This window comes from Phaeobacter sp. PT47_59 (assembly GCF_028890025.1).
GTDB lineage: Bacteria > Pseudomonadota > Alphaproteobacteria > Rhodobacterales > Rhodobacteraceae > Phycobacter.
Window position 1 is genome coordinate 46334 of the sequence record NZ_JARCJL010000005.1, and the last position, 19487, is coordinate 65820.

At 64.7% G+C, this 19487-nt stretch carries 13 protein-coding genes; 8 read left to right on the forward strand and 5 right to left on the reverse strand.

What is annotated here, in order from left to right; all coding sequences use genetic code 11:
• Window positions 1–270 precede the first annotated feature (270 nt).
• Entirely contained in the window at window positions 271–1773 is a 1503-nt protein-coding gene (locus PXK01_RS06120) for a malonate--CoA ligase (RefSeq protein WP_274859274.1), read from the forward strand.
• 104 nt (window positions 1774–1877) lie between these two features.
• On the opposite strand, the gene PXK01_RS06125 is transcribed toward PXK01_RS06120, so the two are convergent.
• The gene (locus PXK01_RS06125) at window positions 1878–2504 is read right to left on the reverse strand and encodes a cation transporter (RefSeq protein WP_274859275.1); all 627 of its coding nucleotides are present in this window, start codon (window positions 2502–2504) and stop codon (window positions 1878–1880) included.
• Window positions 2505–2577: 73 nt separating this feature from the next.
• Between PXK01_RS06125 and PXK01_RS06130 the strand changes: the two genes are divergently transcribed.
• A complete protein-coding gene (locus PXK01_RS06130; RefSeq protein WP_274859276.1) occupies window positions 2578–3000 on the forward strand; it encodes a MerR family transcriptional regulator in 423 nt (140 codons plus the stop codon).
• A gap of 3 nt (window positions 3001–3003) precedes the next feature.
• Here PXK01_RS06130 and PXK01_RS06135 read toward each other — a convergent pair whose 3' ends face one another.
• Entirely contained in the window at window positions 3004–4038 is a 1035-nt protein-coding gene (locus tag PXK01_RS06135) for an ACP S-malonyltransferase (RefSeq protein ID WP_274859277.1), read from the reverse strand.
• The gene (locus PXK01_RS06140) at window positions 4035–6224 is read right to left on the reverse strand and encodes a dehydrogenase E1 component subunit alpha/beta (protein WP_274846908.1); all 2190 of its coding nucleotides are present in this window, start codon (window positions 6222–6224) and stop codon (window positions 4035–4037) included. Before PXK01_RS06140 ends, PXK01_RS06135 begins: the two co-directional genes overlap by 4 nt.
• Before the next feature lie 330 nt (window positions 6225–6554).
• Here PXK01_RS06140 and PXK01_RS06145 point away from each other — a divergent pair, with 330 nt between their 5' ends.
• The 6 genes from PXK01_RS06145 (at window position 6555) to PXK01_RS06170 (ending at window position 16084) form a co-directional block, all read left to right on the forward strand.
• On the forward strand, window positions 6555–7556 hold the full coding sequence (locus PXK01_RS06145; protein ID WP_274846909.1) for an efflux RND transporter periplasmic adaptor subunit: 1002 nt from the start codon (window positions 6555–6557) through the stop codon (window positions 7554–7556).
• Complete coding sequence (locus PXK01_RS06150; RefSeq protein WP_274859278.1) at window positions 7553–10810, forward strand: efflux RND transporter permease subunit; 3258 nt, start codon at window positions 7553–7555, stop codon at window positions 10808–10810. Before PXK01_RS06145 ends, PXK01_RS06150 begins: the two co-directional genes overlap by 4 nt.
• A 129-nt stretch (window positions 10811–10939) precedes the next feature.
• Window positions 10940–12691, forward strand: coding sequence for an acetate--CoA ligase (gene acsA, locus PXK01_RS06155; protein ID WP_274846911.1), 1752 nt, complete (start codon window positions 10940–10942; stop codon window positions 12689–12691).
• The gene (gene pdhA / locus PXK01_RS06160) at window positions 12688–14691 is read left to right on the forward strand and encodes a pyruvate dehydrogenase (acetyl-transferring) E1 component subunit alpha (RefSeq protein ID WP_274859280.1); all 2004 of its coding nucleotides are present in this window, start codon (window positions 12688–12690) and stop codon (window positions 14689–14691) included. Before acsA ends, pdhA begins: the two co-directional genes overlap by 4 nt.
• Window positions 14688–15842 (forward strand): dihydrolipoamide acetyltransferase family protein, encoded by a 1155-nt coding sequence (locus PXK01_RS06165; protein WP_274859282.1) that lies wholly within the window; start codon window positions 14688–14690, stop codon window positions 15840–15842. Before pdhA ends, PXK01_RS06165 begins: the two co-directional genes overlap by 4 nt.
• The gene (locus PXK01_RS06170) at window positions 15839–16084 is read left to right on the forward strand and encodes an acyl carrier protein (RefSeq protein ID WP_274859283.1); all 246 of its coding nucleotides are present in this window, start codon (window positions 15839–15841) and stop codon (window positions 16082–16084) included. The genes PXK01_RS06165 and PXK01_RS06170 overlap by 4 nt, the downstream gene beginning before the upstream one ends.
• A gap of 24 nt (window positions 16085–16108) precedes the next feature.
• Here the strand turns inward: PXK01_RS06170 and PXK01_RS06175 are convergent, their stop codons facing one another.
• Window positions 16109–18790, reverse strand: coding sequence for a cation-translocating P-type ATPase (locus PXK01_RS06175; RefSeq protein ID WP_274859284.1), 2682 nt, complete (start codon window positions 18788–18790; stop codon window positions 16109–16111).
• 70 nt (window positions 18791–18860) lie between these two features.
• Complete coding sequence (locus PXK01_RS06180) at window positions 18861–19295, reverse strand: hypothetical protein (RefSeq protein ID WP_274859285.1); 435 nt, start codon at window positions 19293–19295, stop codon at window positions 18861–18863.
• Window positions 19296–19487 lie beyond the last annotated feature (192 nt).

A 19487-nucleotide genomic window follows, 5' to 3' on the forward strand; every position in this document is an offset into this window, starting at 1 on the left:
ACTGGCACGTATCTCTACGTTGCGTGTTCCATTCCCACTATTCAGCGTTTTCTCTAACGTCCAGATTTCCATGAATCCAAACTACCATGCCCGTTGCTGAAGCACTTCTCTAAAGAAGCATATCTTTAGCCTACACTCGCTTCACAGCAAAAACATGGCAAAGTGGGCTCAAAGCGGACCAACACGATTGCTAGACCCGGCCAGAACCAATGGCTTGATTTCCCGCCCTGCCTTGGCGCAGATAGCGGCATGTGCCAAAGGATGCTGCCGATGTATGACGCCAACCACCTGATTTCCCGGCTGCGCGCGGCCTCGATCACCCATGAGACGCGCAATTTTGCCACCTTCCCGGCGCGGGCCAGCATGACCTTTGGCGAGCTGTTTGCAGGGGCCGAGCGCAACGCGGCGGCCTTGGTCGGGATGGGGGTCAAACCCGGTGACCGGGTGGCGGTGCAGGTGGAAAAGACCATCGAGGCGATCCAGCTTTATCTTGGCACGGTGATGGCGGGTGGCGTCTTCCTGCCCTTGAACACCGCCTATACCACCCCCGAGGTGGCCTATTTCCTGCGCGATGCCAACCCCCGCGTTCTGGTCTGCGATCCCGCCCGCGCCGATGACCTGGCCGAGGTGGCAGGCGATGCCCGCGTGGTGACGCTGGATGGCAAGGGCCTTGGCAGCCTGACCGATGCCGTCGTGGGGCGTGGCGGCTTTGATCCTGTGCCACGCGGGCCGGACGATCTGGCCGCGATCCTATATACCTCGGGCACCACGGGGCGCTCCAAGGGGGCGATGCTGAGCCACGCAAACCTTGCCTCCAATTCAGTGATGCTGCGCGATTACTGGCAGTTCACCGACAGGGATGTGCTGATCCACGCGCTGCCGATCTTCCACACCCACGGGCTGTTCGTCGCGACCAATGTGGCGCTTTTGGCGGGCGCGCGGCTGGTGTTCCTCAAGGGCTTCAACGCCGATGAGATTCTTGAGGCGATGCCACGCGCCACGGCGCTGATGGGGGTGCCGACCTTCTACACACGCCTGCTGGCGGATCCGCGCCTGACGCGGGAGCGGGCCGAGAACATGCGCCTGTTCATCTCCGGCTCGGCGCCCTTGTTGGTGGATACGCATGAGGCATGGGAGGACCGCACCGGCCACCGCATCCTGGAACGCTATGGGATGACCGAAACCAACATGAGCACCTCGAACCCCTATGACGGAGAGCGCCGCGCAGGAACCGTCGGCTTTCCCCTGCCGGGGGTCGAGGCGCGGATCATGGCCGATGGCAAAGAGGTGGCGCAGGGCGAGATCGGCGTCTTGCATGTGCGCGGGGCCAATGTGTTCCAGGGCTACTGGCAGATGCCCGAGAAAACCGCCGAAGAGCTGCTGCCCGATGGCTGGTTCATCACAGGCGACATGGCCCGCATGGATGCAGACGGCTATGTCACCATCGTCGGCCGGGAAAAGGATCTGGTGATCACCGGAGGCTTCAATGTCTACCCCAAAGAGGTGGAAGGCCTGATCGATGATCTGCCCGGCGTGCTGGAAAGTGCTGTGATCGGCGTGCCGCATCCCGATTTCGGCGAGGCGGTGGTGGCCGTGGTGGTTCCCACGGGCGAAGGCACCAGTGCCGAGGCTGTGAAGGCCGCACTGTCGGGTCAGCTGGCGAAGTTCAAGCAGCCCAAAGAGGTGATCCTGCTCGACGCCCTGCCGCGTAACACCATGGGAAAGGTGCAGAAAAAAGCCCTGCGCGAGGAATACGCCGGGCTGTTTGCCTGAGAGGCCTATCCTTCTGACCGCCTGGGACAAAGGCCCGGGCAGCGCCCGAACCGCCCCCCACGGGGCGGGCGCTTCACGCCCACCCCGCCGGTTCGTGCACTCCCCTAATGCTGATGCGCCAGATCCTCGCGGCGTTCCTGAATGGCCTGCACCAGGATCTGCCAGGCCGAATTCAGAAACAGCCCGGCCATGATCCCGGCCACGATCAGGTCCGGCCAGCCGGTGGCGGTGCCCCAGACCCCCAGCGCCGCGATCATCACCGCCACATTGCCGATGGCATCGTTGCGCGAACACAGCCAGACCGAGCGCACATTGGCATCTCCATCCTTGTAGGCCGCCAGCAAGAGGACCGAGGTCAGATTGGCCGCCAGGGCCATGAACCCGATGACGCCCATCACCTCGGCCTGCGGCACGCCCAGCACAAAGACGTGGTAGAGGGTCGAACCAAATACCCAGATCCCCATCAGAAGCAGGCTGATCCCCTTGGCCAGCGCCGCCAGCGCGCGGGTGCGCAGGCTGGCACCGATGACCGCCAGCGAGATCCCGTAGGTCAGCGCATCGCCGAGGAAATCCAGTGCGTCCGCCTTCAGCGCCTGGCTGCCCGCTACCTGGCCTGCGCCCATCTCGACCGCAAACATGCCCGCGTTGATCGCGATCACCACCCACAGGCGCCGTTTATAGGCCGCCGACATCCCGTCAAACCGCGCCTCATGCCCGCAACATCCTGCCATGACCCTTGTCCTTTGTTCCGATTCGAGGTCAACCTAATGGCTCTAGTCACTAGAGGTTCAAGAGGGATCCGCGATGTTTTCCATCGGCGCGCTGTCCAAGGCCACCGGGGTCAAGGTGCCCACCATTCGCTATTACGAAGAGATCGGTCTGTTGCCGCCTGCAGGGCGCAACGCGGGCAACCAGCGCCGCTATGGGCAGGAGGGGCTGGAGGCGCTGGGCTTCATCAAGCACGCCCGCGACCTTGGCTTTGCGCTGGAGGACATCAAGGTGCTGATGGCGCTGGATGGCGAACTCGGCACCGATTGCGCCGAGGCCAACCGCATCGCGCGCGCCCAGCTGGACCAGGTGCGCGCGCGCATTGCGAGGCTCGAGCAGCTTGCGACGGAGCTGGAGCGCATTGCCCATCTCTGCGATGGTGGCAATGGGGGACAGTGCAAGGTGCTGACGGCGCTGGGCGATCACAGCCAATGCGCCGCCGATCATGGGGCGGTCTAGGCTCTAACCGGTGACCAATGCCCGCTGCGCGTCGTCTCCCATGGAGATCAGCAAGGGCGCCTCTGCCTGCCGTGCCTTGAAGGCCTCCTTGCCTGTCATCCCCTGCCAGCCTGTGTGCACCAGCGATTGCGCGACCGCGCTGCCCAGGGTGGTGCCGGGGCCGGTGACGATGAACAGGTCCGGTGCGAATTCCAATGCGGCGTTCTGGATTGCGCGGGTGAAATCGTAGGCCTCCACCACCTGATGGCCGAGCGTGTAATCCCAAAGTGCCTGCGTATCGGTGGCGCCGGGCCACCAGACCTGTCCGCGCCCATCGATCAGGGGAACTTCGGGCTGGGTGAACATCTGCGCGTCCAGCCGTTTGCGTCCCTCGGCGGCGACGGGGGCTTGAAGGGCGGTGTGAAAGGCCGCGTGATTGGCAAGGCGCATGGGGAAACGCTCATCCACCACTGGCACGGCGGCTTCAAAGGCGGCAAGCCCAGCCTCATTTCCCGCCAAGACCAGCATGCCGCCCAGATTGATCGACAGCGCCAGATCGTGACCCGCGCGGGCATTGATCTCTGCCACCTGCGCCAGCAGTGCAGCCTTGCGGGCGGGATCATCCTGCCAGTCACCGCCCGTGAAAGGGTAAACCAGCTGGCCGCCGATCAATTGCTCCTGCATCAGCGTGCCCATGGTGTTCACCACGGTGAAGCCATCGTCCGCGCTCAGCGCACCCGCAGCGGCAAGCGCGATATACCAGCCCATGGAGTTGCCGGTGACCGCGACCACCTCGATATCGCTCGCCAAGGACTGCGCATCGGCGAGGGATGCAGCATAGATCAGCGGCGAAGCGATATCTCCGCGCGAATACGTCGCGACCGAGAAACGCTCCGCCCCGTCCAGTGTGGTGACCTCCTCCTGACCGGCGGCGGCGCGCAGGGCGTCAAAGCCCGCAAACAACGCCGCCTTGTTGCCGTGGTGGCGGTGCAGGTAGCCGAGTTCCGGTTTGTTATAGGTGCCCCGGCCGGGGCAGATCAGAACGGCGGTTCGGGTCATTTGGCGCCTCCGGTCAGGTCAAGGGCGGCGGCCAGAATGCTCTCCTTCGAGGGCAGCGTCGCGGCATAGGCAGGCCCGGTGGCGATAAAGCAATCGCCTGCAGCGTGGCGTGCGAGGGAGGTGACGCCTGCTTCGGTGAACAGCGCCATCAACCCTTCGGACTGGCTGCCGGTGGTGCGGCATTCATCGACGATCAGCACATGTTTGCAGCCCTTGGTGGCCTCAATCAGCGCCTCTGCCGGCAGCGGAGCCAGCCAGCGCAAATCGACGATGCGCGTCTTGATGCCTTTTGCCTCCAGTTCGGCCTTGGCCTGCGTCGAAAGATAGCGCCCGTTGCCATAGGTCACGATGGCCAGATCGGTGCCGTCCCCGTGGACTCCGACCTCGCCGATCCCGATCCGCTGATCCGGGGCCGGGTAGCTCCGCATCCAGCCGCCGTCCTTGGCCTCATGCAGGTCGCGCATCGGATAAAGCGCGATGGGTTCGACAAAGACCACCACCCGCTGCTCCTCGCGCGCCAATCGCACTGCTTCGCGCATCATCATCGCGGCCTCGGCCCCATCCGACGGGCAGGCGATCACGATCCCCGGAATGTCGCGCAGCACCGCCAGCGAGTTGTCGTTGTGGAAATGGCCGCCAAAGCCTTTCTGATAGCCAAGCCCTGCAATGCGCAGCACCATCGGGTTGGAGAACTGCCCGTTCGAGAAGAACGGCAGCGTCGCCGCCTCGCCGCGGATCTGGTCTTCGGCGTTGTGCAGATAGGCGAGGAACTGGATTTCCGGCATCGGCAGGAAGCCGTTGTGCCCCATGCCGATGGCGAGGCCCAGGATGGATTGTTCGTCCAGGAGCGTGTCGATCATCCGGTCGGGGCCGAACCGCTGGTGCAGCTTCTGCGTCACGCCATAGACACCGCCCTTGCGGCCCACGTCCTCGCCCATCATGACGATTTCGCCATGCTCCAGCATCAGGTCGGTCAGCGCCCAGTTGATCAGTCGGGACATCGGCTGAGGTTCTTCCATGGCGCGCATGTCGCTGCCAAAGGTCTCGGCACGTTTTTCTGGCGGCACGCCATTGGTGGGCGCGCAGACCCGCGCGGGCGGGATCAGGCTGGCGGCCACATCGGCGCCGGTTTTCAGATGCGGGCGGGTGACCACCTCGGCCCTTATGCGTTCGACGCGGGCGCAGGTGTCATTGTAGATCTTCAGTGCTTCCTGCGGCTGAAGCGCGCCTGCCTCGGCCAGAAGGCGCACCGAATGGAGCAGGGGATCGTTCGCCTCATCCGATTCAACTTCGGATTTCGACAGGTAGGTGGTGGGCACATCAGCGCCGGCATGGCCGTAAAGGCGCACGGTACGAAGGTGCAGGAAGGCGGGCTTGCGGCGGGTCCGCACATATTCGGCGGCTTCCAGCGCGGTGGCGTAGGCCTCAAAGATATCCAGCCCGTCGGTCTTGAAATACTTGATGCCGGGCCGCCCCGCCATCGAGGATTCGATCCAGCCGGTGGGCGTCTTGGTGGAAATTCCGATGCCGTTATCCTCGCAGACGAACAGGAGCGGAAGTGGGATCGACTGCACCGAGGTCCAGCCTGCGGTGTTGATCGCGCCCTGCGCCGTGGAGTGGTTGGCCGAGGCATCGCCGAAGGAACACATGACGATGCTGTCATCGGCCAGGACCTGATGTTCGGGGCGATGGCGTTTGGCGGCGCCCACCGAATAGGCTGCCCCCACCGCCTTGGGCAGATGGCTGGCGATGGTGGAGGTTTGCGGCGGGATCATCAGCGCCTTCGATCCCAGCACCTTGTGCCGCCCGCCCGAAGTGGGATCCTCGGAGGAACAGGCAAAGGACAGCAGCATGTCCCAGGCAATGCGCTGCCCTGGCACCTGATCGGCGCGGGCAATTTGAAAGGCCGCATCGCGGTAATGCAGGAAGGCCATGTCATCGGCCCGCAGGGCACGGGCGACGGCGGCCATGCCCTCATGCCCCGAGGATCCGATTGTATAAAACCCCTCACCCGCCTTCTGCATGGCGCGGCTGGTCAGATCCAGCGCCCGGCTCAGCACCTGGGCGCGATAGACGGCGACGGCGGTATCGGCAGGCAGCCCCTTTCGTGGTGGGGCCCCGGTCGGCAGTTCTCCTGCCGTGACCCGGTCCAGAAAATTCTGATGCACGATCTGGGCGCGATCCATCTGACGTCCTCTTTCCTTGTCCGTCTCACCTTGTCGTCGGGGTTATCTCCCAGATTGCGCGGGATTGCCAATGCCATTGCGCGGACAGCTCACGACAATGGCAAATAACGGTGCGGTAGTCGGCGCTGCACCCATGGGAAACCGACCACCTCGAGGGCGAAAACTACCGTGAATTATACATGTCATGGGCTTTGTTTTTGCAAAAACCTTTGAGAAGCTCGCTTGAGCCAAGTCAAAGCCCAATACATTGATTTCGCCGAATGTGTCGGTCAAAACTAATGGAGCGCATCTTGGATGCTGCGCGTCCCCAGGCCCCGAAGAGGATTGAATATGCGCCTTTTGCTCCCTGTCTATTCGCTGTCGGCCATGCTGCCGGTGTTGTGCCTGCTGATCGGGCAGGCCGTCTCGGCGCAATCCTTTGACGTGGAGTTGCGCGAGGTTTCGGATTGGCGACCGGTCTTTGGCAAGGTGCAGAGCGTGAAACGCGCGCTGGCGCGGGCGCGCCTGTCCGGCAGCCTTGTGGAGCTGAGCGCGGATGAGGGCGATAGCGTGGCCTCGGGGCAGGTGCTGGCCCGGGTCGAGGATGAAAAGCTGGCGCTCGAAATTGCCGGGGTCGAAGCCGGTATCCGTGCGCTGGAGGCGCAGATCGCCCTGGCTGAAATCGATCTGACCCGTGTTCTGGAACTGCGCGAACGCGGCGCCTCTCCGAAAACCGCGGTGGATCAGGCCCAGACAGCGCTGAATGTGGCGGAGGAAAACCTGGCCGCACAGCAGGCGCAGCGGGATCTGCTTTTGGCCCGGCAGGCCGAAGGCATCGTGCGCGCGCCCGAAGCGGGGCGGATCCTCAGCGTGCCGGTGGTCGATGGGATGTTCGTCAATCCGGGTGAAACCGTTGCCACCATCGCGACCGAGAATTTCGTGCTGCGCACCGAGCTGCCCGAACGCCACGCCCGCTACCTGGGCGCCGGTGACACCGTGCGCATCCTGGCGCGCGGGGCGCTGACAAATACCGAGGTGCACAGCGATGGCCGTATCGCCAAGATCTACCCCGAGCTGGTCGCCGGTCAGGTCGTGGTGGATGTGGAGGCCGAGGGCCTGGGTGATTTCTTTGTGGGGGAACGGGTGCGGCTGCTGATCGCCACCGGCCAGCGCCCGGCCATCGTGGTGCCGGACGGTTACCTGCAGCAGCGCAACGGGGTGACCTTCGCGCGGCTCGACAGCGAGGTCGAGGTGGTGGTCCAGCCCGGTGTGCCCGTCGATGGCGGCATAGAGGTGCTGGCAGGGCTGAAACCCGGCGATCGGCTGAGTGCATATGAGGCGGCGCAACAATGAGCACCGAGACCTCTCAGACCGACGAAAAATCGGAATCCCTTGGCATTGCCGGGTCGATCTCCAGTGCCTTCATCAACTCTCCCCTGACGCCGCTGCTGCTGATCGCCTCCATGATCCTGGGTTTCGTGGCGCTGCTCATGCTGCCGCGCGAGGAAGAGCCGCAGATCTCGGTGCCGATGGTGGATGTCTTCATCCAGGCCAACGGACTGGCCGCCGATGACGCGGTGGAACTGGTTGCAAAACCGATCGAGGCGCTGCTGACGCGGCTGCCGGGGGTGGAACATGTCTACAGTCAGAGCTTTGATGACCGGGTGATGGCCACCGCCCGCTTTGAGGTGGGCGTGCCCGAGGATGACGCCATCCTGCGCGTTCATTCCGAAATCCGCGCCAATTTCGACCAGCTTCCCATCGGCATCCCGGAGCCCCTGATCATCGGGCGCGGGGTCAACGACGTCGCCATCCTGGTCCTGTCACTCGCCCCGCGCGCGGATCTACCGCGCGATGTGGCAGAGCGGTGGGACAGGGCCAACCTGGGCGAGGTCGCCTCGCAGCTGATGTCGGAACTCTCCAAGGCCGAGGACGTGGGCCGCACCTATATGGTGGGAGACAGCCGCACCGAGATCCGGGTGGAACCCGACACCGCCGCGCTGGCCCTTTATGGCGTCACGCTGGAGCAACTGGCCGAAAAGGTGCGCAACGCCAACCGGTCCGAGCTGCTGGGCCGGGTGCGCCAGACCGGCGCCTCGCTGGATCTGCTCAGCGGACAAAGCCTGGTGGGTCAGCCCGACCTTGGCCTGCTTCTTGTCACCACGCGGGACGGGCGGCCGGTCTATGTGAAGGATGTTGCCCGCGTCAGCATTGCCCCCGCCGATGCCGACAACCGCGCCTGGACCCTGCACCCCGGTGAGGCGACGCCGCGCCCGGCGGTCTCGCTTGCCTTTGCCAAGCGCGAAGGGGCCAATGCGGTCAACGTGGCAGAGGAGCTGCTGCAGCGGCTGGAGATCGCCAAGCGCGACTTCCTGCCCGATGCGCTGGAGGTGGAGGTCACCCGCAACTACGGCGAGACCGCGCAGAAGAAATCGGATGAGCTGTTCTCGCATCTTGCCGGGGCCAGCGTGTCGATCTTCCTGATGATCGTGGTCTTCATCGGCTGGCGCGAAGGGGTGGTGACGCTGATCATCATTCCCGCCACCATCCTGATGACCTTTGCCGCCTCCTACCTGATGGGGTTCACCATCAACCGGGTGTCGCTGTTTGCGCTGATCTTCTCGATCGGGATCCTGGTGGATGACGCCATCGTGGTGGTGGAAAACATCGCCCGCCACTGGCGGCTGGATCCTACCGGCGACAAGACCAAGGTCGCTCTGCGTGGTGTCGCGGAGGTCGGCAACCCGACCATCATTGCAACGCTCACCATCGTATTCGCCCTGCTGCCGATGCTGTTTGTCTCGGGCATGATGGGCCCCTACATGAGCCCCATTCCCACCAATGCTTCGGCGGCGATGATCCTCAGCTTCTTTGTGGCGGTGGTCTTTGCGCCCTGGATCATGCTGCGGCTTCAGCGCAAGACACCGGGTACTGCTGCTGCGCATGGCGGCGGCGAGGACGGCCATGGCGAAGACACCCGCATGGCGCGGATCTATCGCGCCATCGCCCGGCCCCTGCTGGCCAGCCGCACGGGGGCAGCCATCTTCCTGATCCTCGTCTTCGTGGGCACCGGCGCGTCGGTGTCGCTGTTTGGCACCCAGTCGGTGGTGGTGAAGCTTCTGCCCTTTGACGACAAGTCCGAGGTGCAGGTGATCGTCGATCTGCAGGAAGGCGCCACGCTGGAGGATACCGAGCGCGCCCTGTTCGCGCTGGCCAGCGCCGCCGGGGAGATTCCCGAGATCGAAAGCATCCAGGCCTATGCGGGCACCGCTGCACCCTTCAACTTCAACGGGCTGGTGCGGCACTACTTCGTGCGCCAGAATCCAGAGCTGGGCGATCTGCAGATCAACCTGGCCGATTCCGAAGAGCGCGACCGCCAAAGCCATGCCATCGCCCTGGAACTGCGGGAACGCCTTGCGGCGGTTGACCTGCCCGCAGGCAGCTCGGTCAAGGTGGTGGAAGTGCCGCCCGGCCCGCCGGTGCTGGCGACCCTTCTGGCCGAGGTCTATGGCCCCGATCCCGACACCCGGCGCGAGGTGGCGACGGGGTTGAAGGAGATCTTCCGGGACGTGGATTTCATCGTCGATGTGGATGACAGTTTTGGCCGCCCGCCGGAACGGCTCCGGATCGAGATCGACCAGGCCAGCCTCGATTTCCACGGGGTGGAGCAAAGCGCGGTCTATGACACGCTGTCGCTGCTGTTCCACGGCACCACCGTTGGCTATTCCCAGCGCGGTGGCGGGGTGCGGCCGATCCCGATCAGCATGAAGCTGAGTGAGGAACGCCGCCAGGTGACCGAATCCCTGCTGGCAACGCCCTTGGCCGCCCGTGGTCCGGCAGGCATCGGTCAGGGCAACGTGGAACTGGGCGAGGTGGTGCGGGTCTCGGTCGAGCAGGGCTCCTGGCCTGTCTTCCGAAAGAACGGTCTGAACCTAGAGATGGTCACCGCCGATCTGGCAGGCCGTTTCGAGGCGCCGATCTACGGCATGATCGCGGTGCAGGAGGAGATCGACGCCCGCGACTGGCCCGAGGGCATGACACCCCAGGTCACCCTCTACGGCCAGCCCATGGATGAAAGCAAACCGATCCTGCTGTGGGATGGCGAATGGGAGGTCACCTATGTCACCTTCCGCGACATGGGTGCGGCCTTTGGCGCGGCCTTGGTGGGGATCTATTTCCTGATCGTCGGCCAGTTCCGCAGCTTCAAGCTGCCGCTGGTGATCATGACGCCGATTCCGCTGACCCTGATCGGGATCACCCTGGGACACTGGGCGATGAACGCGCCCTTCACTGCCACCTCGATGATCGGCTTCATCAGCCTTGCGGGTATCATCGTGCGCAACTCGATCCTGCTGGTGGATTTCATCCGCCGCGAACAGGACAACGGGCGGTCCTTGCATGATGCGCTGTTGGCGGCGGGGGGCGTGCGTTTCCTGCCGATCTTCCTGACCGCGATCACCGCCATGTCCGGCGCGGCCTTCATCCTGGTCGATCCGATCTTCCAGGGGCTGGGGATTTCGCTGCTGTTCGGGTTGGCGACATCGACCGCGCTGACGCTTCTGGTGATCCCGGCGATCTACTGGGTGGCGCGCGGCGGCAGGGCGTAGGGCACCCCTCAGCACCAGCTCTTTGCGTTGCGGGCGCAGTCGGGGAAACCGGCTGCGCCTTGATCTTGGTCATCTGCGGCTGTGGATTTTCCACCTATGCTCGCTACGGTGGAACCAGGGGGAGTACCTATGGAAGAGACCCGGATCACCAAATCGGACGGTGTCAGGATCGTCTCCAACATGACCGATTATGACGCCCTGAGTGCTGCCTTTTCGTGGCAGCAGGGGCGGGCGCTGATCGATGGGCTGCCCGGTGGCAAGATGAACATCGCCCATGAGGCCGTGGACCGCCATGTCAGTGCAGGCTATGCAGATCAACTTGCGCTGCGCTGGATCACAAAGTCCGGGCAGCGGCATGACTTCACCTATGGCGACCTGCAGCGCGAGGCCAATCGCTTTGCCAATGTACTGCGCGCGCAGGGCTTTCAGAAGGGTGATCGGGTCTATGCGCTGTTGGGGCGGGTGCCGCAGCTTTATATCGCGGCCCTTGGCACGCTGAAGGCAGGTTGCACCTTCTGTCCGCTGTTCTCGGCCTTCGGCCCCGAGCCGATCCGGGCGCGGATGGAGATCGGCGGGGCCAATGCTCTGGTCACCAGCGCGCGGCTTTACAAACGCAAGGTCAAGGGGCTGCGCCCGGATTTGCCGGATCTGCGCCAGGTCTTCGTCATCGATGACGCCGCCGAGAATACGCTGCCATTGGCGGATCTGATGCGCGTTGCCCCGGATCATTTCAAAACCGAACCGATGGACCCCGAAGAGACCGCGCTGCTGCATTTCACCTCTGGCACCACCGGGAAACCCAAGGGGGTCGTGCATGTGCATGACGCCGTTGTCGCCCATAACTGGACCGGCCATATCGCGCTGGATCTGCGGGCGGGGGACATCTACTGGTGCACCGCCGATCCGGGCTGGGTCACTGGTACCTCCTACGGGATCGTGGCGCCGCTCACCAACCGGACCTCGATGATCGTGGACGAGGCGGAATTCGATGTAACCCGCTGGTATGACATCCTGCAAAACGAGCGCGTCACCGTCTGGTACACGGCCCCGACCGCCATCCGCATGCTGATGAAGGCGGGAACCGAGGCGATGCAGGGGTATGATTTCTCTGCCCTGCGCTTCATGGCCAGCGTCGGCGAGCCCCTGAATCCCGAAGCGGTGATCTGGGGTAACGCGAGTTTCGGCCAGCCCTTCCACGACAATTGGTGGCAGACCGAAACCGGCGGCATCATGATCGCGAACTACGCCGCGGCGGATGTGAAGCCCGGCTCCATGGGGCAGCCGCTGCCGGGGATCACTGCCGGGATTGTCGAAATGGACGGGGACAGCGGCGCCCTGCGCGAGGTGACGGAACCCGGTGCCATGGGAGAGCTGGCGCTGCGGGCGGGCTGGCCCTCGATGATGCGCGGCTACCTGCATGAACAGGCGCGATACGACAAATGTTTCCGCGATGGCTGGTATCTGACCGGCGATCTCGCCATGCGCGATGCTGATGGCTATTTCTGGTTCGTGGGCCGCGCCGATGACCTGATCAAAAGCGCAGGCCACCTGATTGGTCCCTTCGAGGTGGAAAGCGCCCTGATGGAGCATCCCGCCGTGGCCGAGGTGGGCGTCATCGGCATTCCCGATGAGACCGCCGGTGAGCTGGTCAAGGCCTATGTGGCGCTGAAACCGGGGTATGAGCCGTCCGAGGATCTGCGGCTCGATCTTCTGGGTCATGCCCGCAAACATCTGGGACCGGCGGTGGCCCCGAAAGATATCGCCTTTCGCCAGAACCTGCCCAAGACCCGCAGCGGCAAGATCATGCGCCGCCTCCTGAAGGCGCGCGAGTTGGGCCTGCCCGAGGGCGATATCTCCACCCTGGAAAGCGACGAGTCATGAGCATCGATCATGTGAAACCCCGTCTCGATCACGCGCATCTGCGCGATCTTCTGAAGGCGATGATCCGCATCCGGCGCTTTGAGGACACCTGCGCCGAGATGTACACCCGCGAAAAGATCCGCGGTTTCCTGCATCTTTATGACGGGGAAGAGGCAATCGCGGCGGGCATCATCCCCTTGCTTGAAGAACGGGACCGGGTGGTGGCCACCTACCGCGAACACGGCCACGCCTTGATGCGCGGCATCCCCATGGGCAGCGTCCTGGCCGAGATGTACGGCAAGGCGGAGGGCTGCGCCGGGGGGCGGGGCGGCTCGATGCATCTGTTCAGCCGCGATCACAATTTCTATGGCGGCAATGCCATTGTCGGGGGCGGTCTGCCTCTGGCCACGGGGCTGGCGCTGGCGGATCGGATGCAGGGCACAGGCGCCGTCACCGCCTGTTTCTTTGGCGAGGGCGCCGTGGCGGAAGGCGAGTTCCACGAGAGCCTGAACCTGGCGGCGCTTTGGGATCTGCCGGTGCTGTTCGTCTGCGAAAACAACGGTTACGCCATGGGCACGGCGCTGGAGCGTTCGGAGTCGCAGACCGACATCCATGCCAAGGCCGCCAGCTATGGCATCGACGCCCACGTGGTGGACGGCATGGATGTCGTCGCGGTCGAAGGCGCGGCGCGAAAGGCGCTGAAGGCCATCGCCGAGACCTGCAAACCGCAGTTCCTGGAGTGCCGCACCTACCGGTTCCGCGCCCACTCCATGTTCGACGCGCAGCTATACCGCCCCAAGGAAGAGGTCGAGGGTTGGCGCGCCAAGGGGCCGATTGTCCGGTTTCAGACCTGGGCCGAGGACAACAACCTGCTCCATGCCGGAGAAGTGGAGGAGATCACCGCCGAAGTGGACGCCGAGATTGCCGAGGCCGTCGCCTTTGCCGAAGCCGGTACCGAGGAACCCGTGGCAGACCTCACCCACTATGTCATGGCGCCGGACCGGCCTGCGCCGCCCGAGGTCGCACCTCCCGGCACCACGGTGACCACCACCTACCGCGAGGCGGTGCGCACAGGGATCGTTGATGCGATGACTCGCGACCCCCGCGTGTTCCTGATGGGAGAGGACGTGGGGCGCTACGGCGGCTGCTATGCGGTCTCCAAAGGTTTGCTTGATCAGTTCGGCGAGGATCGCATCCGCGACACGCCCCTGTCTGAATCCGGTTTCACCGGCGCCGGGATTGGCGCCGCGATGGCCGGGATGCGCCCTATCGTCGAGGTGATGACGGTCAACTTCTCGCTGCTCGCCTTGGACCAGATCCTCAACACCGCCGCCACCTTCCGCCACATGTCGAACAACCAGTTCGGTGTGCCCGTGGTGATCCGCATGGCCACCGGTGCGGGCCGCCAGCTGGCGGCGCAGCATTCGCATTCGCTGGAAGGCTGGTACGCCCATATTCCGGGGCTGCGGGTGCTGGCGCCCGCCACGCTGGAGGATGCGCGGGGCATGCTCTGGACCGCGCTGGAGGACCCGGACCCGGTGCTGATCTTCGAGAATGTCATGCTTTACAATCGCGAAGGCGAGCTGGCCGAGAACGCCGGAGCGGTGGATATCGACCACGCCGTCGTGCGGCGGGACGGCACCGATATCTCGCTGATCACCTATGGCGGCTCCCTGTTCAAGACGCTGGAGGCTGCCGAGGCATTGGCGCAGGAGGGGATCAATGCCGAGGTGATCGACCTGCGCTCCCTGCGGCCGCTGGACAGTGAGACGATCCTGGCTTCGGTGCGCAAGACCCGCCGCGCGGTGATGGTGGACGAGGGCTGGAAGACTGGCAGCCTCGCGGCCGAGATCGGCATGCTCCTGGCCGAAGAAGCCTTCTGGGATCTCGATGCTCCCCTGGCGCGCGTCTGCAGCGCCGAGGTGCCGATCCCCTATGCCGCCCATCTGGAGCAGGCCGCGATCCCGCAGGTGGCCGAGATTATCACGACCGCCCGCCGCGTGATGGGGGAGGCGCCATGAGCGCGTTTCTCATGCCCTCGCTGGGTGCGGATATGGAGGCGGGTACGCTGATGGAGCAGGTGATCGCCCCCGGTCAACCGGTTGCGCGCGGCGATATCATCGCGGTGGTGGAAACCCAGAAGGGTGCGATCGAGATCGAATGTTACGCGACCGGTACAGTCACCGAGTGGCTGGTGGCGATTGGCGAGCGGGTTCCCGTGGGCACGCCGCTGGCGCGGATCGATACCGGGGAAGAGGAAGCGGAGCAGGCCGCCCCACCGCAGCCAGAGCCTATGCCGCAAGTGGTGGAACAGGCGCCTGAACCAGCGCCCGTCCCCAGACCTGTCTCCGGCGGCACGCGTGTGGCGGCTTCCCCGGCGGCGCGGCGATTGGCGGCTGAGAAGGGCGTGGAGCTTGGCACGATCCCGGTGACGTCCGGCCAGCCGATCCGGCACGGCGATGTGGCGGCGCATCTCAAGGCGGGCGATAGGCCCGAGTCACAGACGGGTCTCAGCGCCATGCGGCAGGCGATTTCGGCTTCCATGTCGCGCTCCAAACGCGAGATTCCGCATTTCTATCTGACCCATCAGGTGGATCTGACCGCACTGACCGAGTTCATCGCGGAAGAGAACGCCGGTCGCGCGCCCGAGGAGCGCCTTTTGCCACCGGTCTTCTACCTGCGCGCCATGGCGCGGGCCTTGAAGAAATATCCTGAGTTCAACGGGCATTTCGAGAAGGACATATTTACCCCGGCGGAGGCCGCTCATATCGGCCTGGCCATCGCCCTGCGCGGCGGCGGGCTGGTGGCGCCGGCGCTGTTTGATGTGGCCGGGCAAGAGCACGACACCCTGATGGTGCAGATGCGCGACCTGATCGCCAGGGTGCGCGCGGGCCGCTTCAAGGCGCGGGAGCTGTCGGATGCCACCATCACCCTGACGAGCCTTGGCGATCGCGGGATCGACGGGCTGTTTGGCGTGATCTACCCGCCGCAGGTGGCCATTGTCGGCATCGGCACGCCCGCTCTGCGCCCCTGGGTGGTGGACGGCACGGTGATGCCGCGCCAGATCGCAACCCTCACCTTGGCCGCCGACCACCGCGTCAGCGACGGCCACCGCGGCGCGCTGTTCCTGCGCGCCATCGACCGATTTCTGCAGGAGCCCGAAACCCTATGACACGTGACGACATCGCACAGGCCTTTGGCGAAGAACTGGTCCGGATCGCCCCGGATATTCCGCTGGACGAGATCGACCGCAGCGCGGATCTGCGCGATGAGTTCGATATCGATTCCATCGATTTCCTGAATCTGGTCACCGCGCTGGGCAAGCGGTTTGCGCTTAAGATGCCCGAGGCGGATTATGGCGCGATGGACAGTTTCGATCATATGGTCGACTATCTTGCCGAGCATCTCTCCTAGGCTCAGGACCAATTGATCCTGCACCTAGTCTCTATCGGTCTTGCGCGTAAGCAGCAGGATCTGCCCGATCAGCAAGGGCAGCAGGCTGAGGGCGACAGAAAGGGCAAGCCCGGCGGGTCCGGGATCGGGCAGGCGCAGCAGCCCGGCCAGCGCAGGGAACCATAGCGCAGATGCGATCAGGGCCGAACACAGGGCCAGTGCTGCCCAGACATAGGGGTTGCCGGTGACCTCATTTGCCAACAGCCGCCCCTCCGCGCTGCGCACATTGAAGACATTCCACAGCTGCGCCAGCGCCAGTGTCAGGAAGGCGACGGTGACCGATTGCGCCTCTTCCAGTTGCAGCCAGAACAGTGACAGCACAAAGGCCGAGAGGGTGGCCAGGGTAATCAACAGGCTCAACACCCCGATCCAGGTCCATTCGGGTTGGCCCGCGATGGGTTCGGAGGGGTCGCGGGGCGGGCGGGCCATCACCCCATGGTCGCCCTTGCCCAGCCCCAGCGCGAAGGCGGGGAAAACATCCGTCACCAAGTTCAGGAACAGGATCTGCAGTGGCAACAGCGGCGCGGGCAGGCCTGCGCCGACGGCGATGCCGACCACCAGCACCTCGCTGACATTGCAGGACATCAGGTAGACCACGAACTTGCGGATATTGTCGAAGATCACCCGCCCCTGCCACATGGCATCGATCAGAGTGCCAAAGGCGTCGTCCTTCAGCACCACAACGGCAGCCTCGCGCGCGACCTGGGTGCCGCGCTGCCCCATGGCGATGCCGATGTCGGATTTCTTCAGGGCTGGGGCATCGTTCACCCCGTCTCCGGTCATGGCGACCACATGGCCAGCCTTCTGGAACAGGCGGACGAGGCTCAGCTTGGTTTCGGGTGCCACGCGGGCAAAGACATCTGCCGCCAGCACCCGGTCGCGCAGGGCGGGATCTGCGGTCTCGGGATCGAGATCGCGCAGTTCCTTGCCTTCGATGACATGCAATCCGCCCTCTTCCAGCCCGGCCTGGCGGGCGATGGTCTCAGCCGTGGCGGCATGGTCTCCGGTGATCATCGCCACCCGCACGCCTGCGTCCAGACTAGCGCGGATCGCAGCGGGGACATCGGCGCGCAGGGGATCAAGGAAGCAGACCAACCCCACCAGGGTGAGACCCGAATAGGGATCGGTATCGGCCCTGTCGGCACTTTTGCAGGCCAGAGCCAGCAGCCGCAGGCCTTCGCGCGCGGCGGCCCCTTGCCGGGCCTCCCAGTCCTGGCGGGCGGTGGCATCCAGCGGCACCGGCCCGCCCTGACCATATGCGTGATCGCAGATCGCCAGTACCGCTTCGGGCGCGCCCTTTACCGCGTAGAAGAAATCAGGCCCGTCCGCGTGCACGGTGGCCATCATCTGCCGGTCGGGGTCAAAGGCGTGCTGGGCCACCTCGGGCAGGCTGTGCGACAGCTCTTGCCGCGCAACCCCTTGAGAGCTTGCAAGCCGCAAGAGGGCGATCTCCATCGGTTCGCCACTGGCCTCGGCTGCCCCATCGCCATGGGCGAGTTCGGCGTTGTTGCACAGGGCGCCGATGCGCAGGGCGAGGTCAAAGCGTGGATCCCCTTGCGGGGCGGTTCCGCTGCCTTCCAGGCGCAGATCACCCCCGGCCAGAAGATAGCGCACCGCCGCCATCTTGTTTTCGGTCAGCGTGCCGGTCTTGTCGGTCAGGATCAGCGTCGTGGCGCCCAGGGTCTCGACCGAGGACAGCCGGGTGATCACCGCATTGCGCGCCGCCATCCGCCACATGCCACGCGCCAGGCAGAGGGTGGCGACGATGGGCAGCCCTTCGGGGACGGCGGCCACCGCCAGTGCCGTACCGGTGCGGATCATGTCGATCAGCGCATGGCCGCGCATCACGCCAGCCACCACCATCAGCACCGCAAGGCCCAGCGTCAGCCAGACCAGCCGGTGCCCCAGCCGATCCAGCCGCCGTTCAAGGGGAGAGACCTCGGCCTGGGCTTCTTCGGTCAGGGCGCTGATCCGGCCGATCTCGGTCTCCATGCCGGTGGCGGTCACGATCCCCTCTCCGGCGCCCTGGGTGATGGCGGTGCCCTTGAAGGCCATGTTGCTGCGGTCGGCGACATCGGTTTTCGGTGGCAGCGCATCGGTGCCCTTGGCGACCGGCAGGGATTCCCCGGTCAGAATAGATTCGTCGCTTTGCAGGTTGGAGGCCTTCAGCAGGCGCAGATCGGCGGTGATCACATCGCCCGCATCCAGGATCACGATATCGCCCGGCACCAACGCGCGGGCATCGATGCGCTGCACATGGCCGTCGCGGCGCACCAGGGTCTGCACCTCGGCAATGCGCAGCAAGGCCTCCATCGAGCGCACGGCGCGCAGCTCGGTGAAGAACCCGATGGCGCCGTTGAACAGAATGACGACAAGGATCGCGAAACCTTCGGCCAGATCGCCAAAGGCAAAGGACAGCACCGATGCCGCCGCCAGCAGCCAGATGATGATGCTGCGGAACTGATGCGCCAGCAGTCCCCATGCGCTATGCGGTTTTTGCGCGCGCAGACGGTTCATCCCGTGACGCGCGCGTCGGGCTTCGACCTCCGCCGCAGCAAGGCCCCGTGCCGGATCCGAGGCCAGCGCCGCAACAATATCTGCCACCGGCAGGCCATGTGGCAGACCGGTGGGCAGACCGTGGGGCGCAGCGCCCGTGGATTGTGTCATTTCCGTCTCCGTCACGTGGCTGTCTGCGTCCTTTGTGCGTCAGCCCCGTCGCGGATCATACTGTTGCGGATTACACCGGGGTCGAGTGGCGATGACCTGCATCCTTGATGGTTTCGGAAACCGCGTCCATGGTTTCCTTGTTTGCAACCGCCTCGCCCGAGGCGACATGTTCGGCGCTGCGGGTACAGAGGTCGATCCATTCCTGGATGTCCGCGCTCACCCGTTCGGCGGATTGCATCTGCCAATCGCGCAACACCTTCGCGGCGGCGGGATCGCCGGGGCTTTTCTCAAAAATCGCGGCGGTGGCCTGGAGCGCCGTGCGCGCCGCCGTATGGCGCCGCTCGAACCAGTGTTTGGTGAAGGCTTCGGTCTCTTTCAGCAGCTTTTCCTGGATCTCCCAGAACTGGTGAAGCTGGGGACCGGCCAGCGGGCTAAGCGACAGCAGGGCCTGCGCCGGGCCTTCCAGTGCATTGGCGGATTTGGGGGCGGTTTGTGTCTTGGCCATGGGAATACCTTTGGGATTTGCGTGGGTGGCATGTCGAGAAACAGGCGCCCGGCGTATCGATCAAAGCCGCCCGGCCCTGGGTATTGTGACAAGGCTACCCTGATTCCCGCGTTACGGATTTGACCCCAATCAAGGTCAGGTCCCGCAATGGTTGAAAATTCAGCACAAAGCCGTGCAGCGGGCCGGACATGC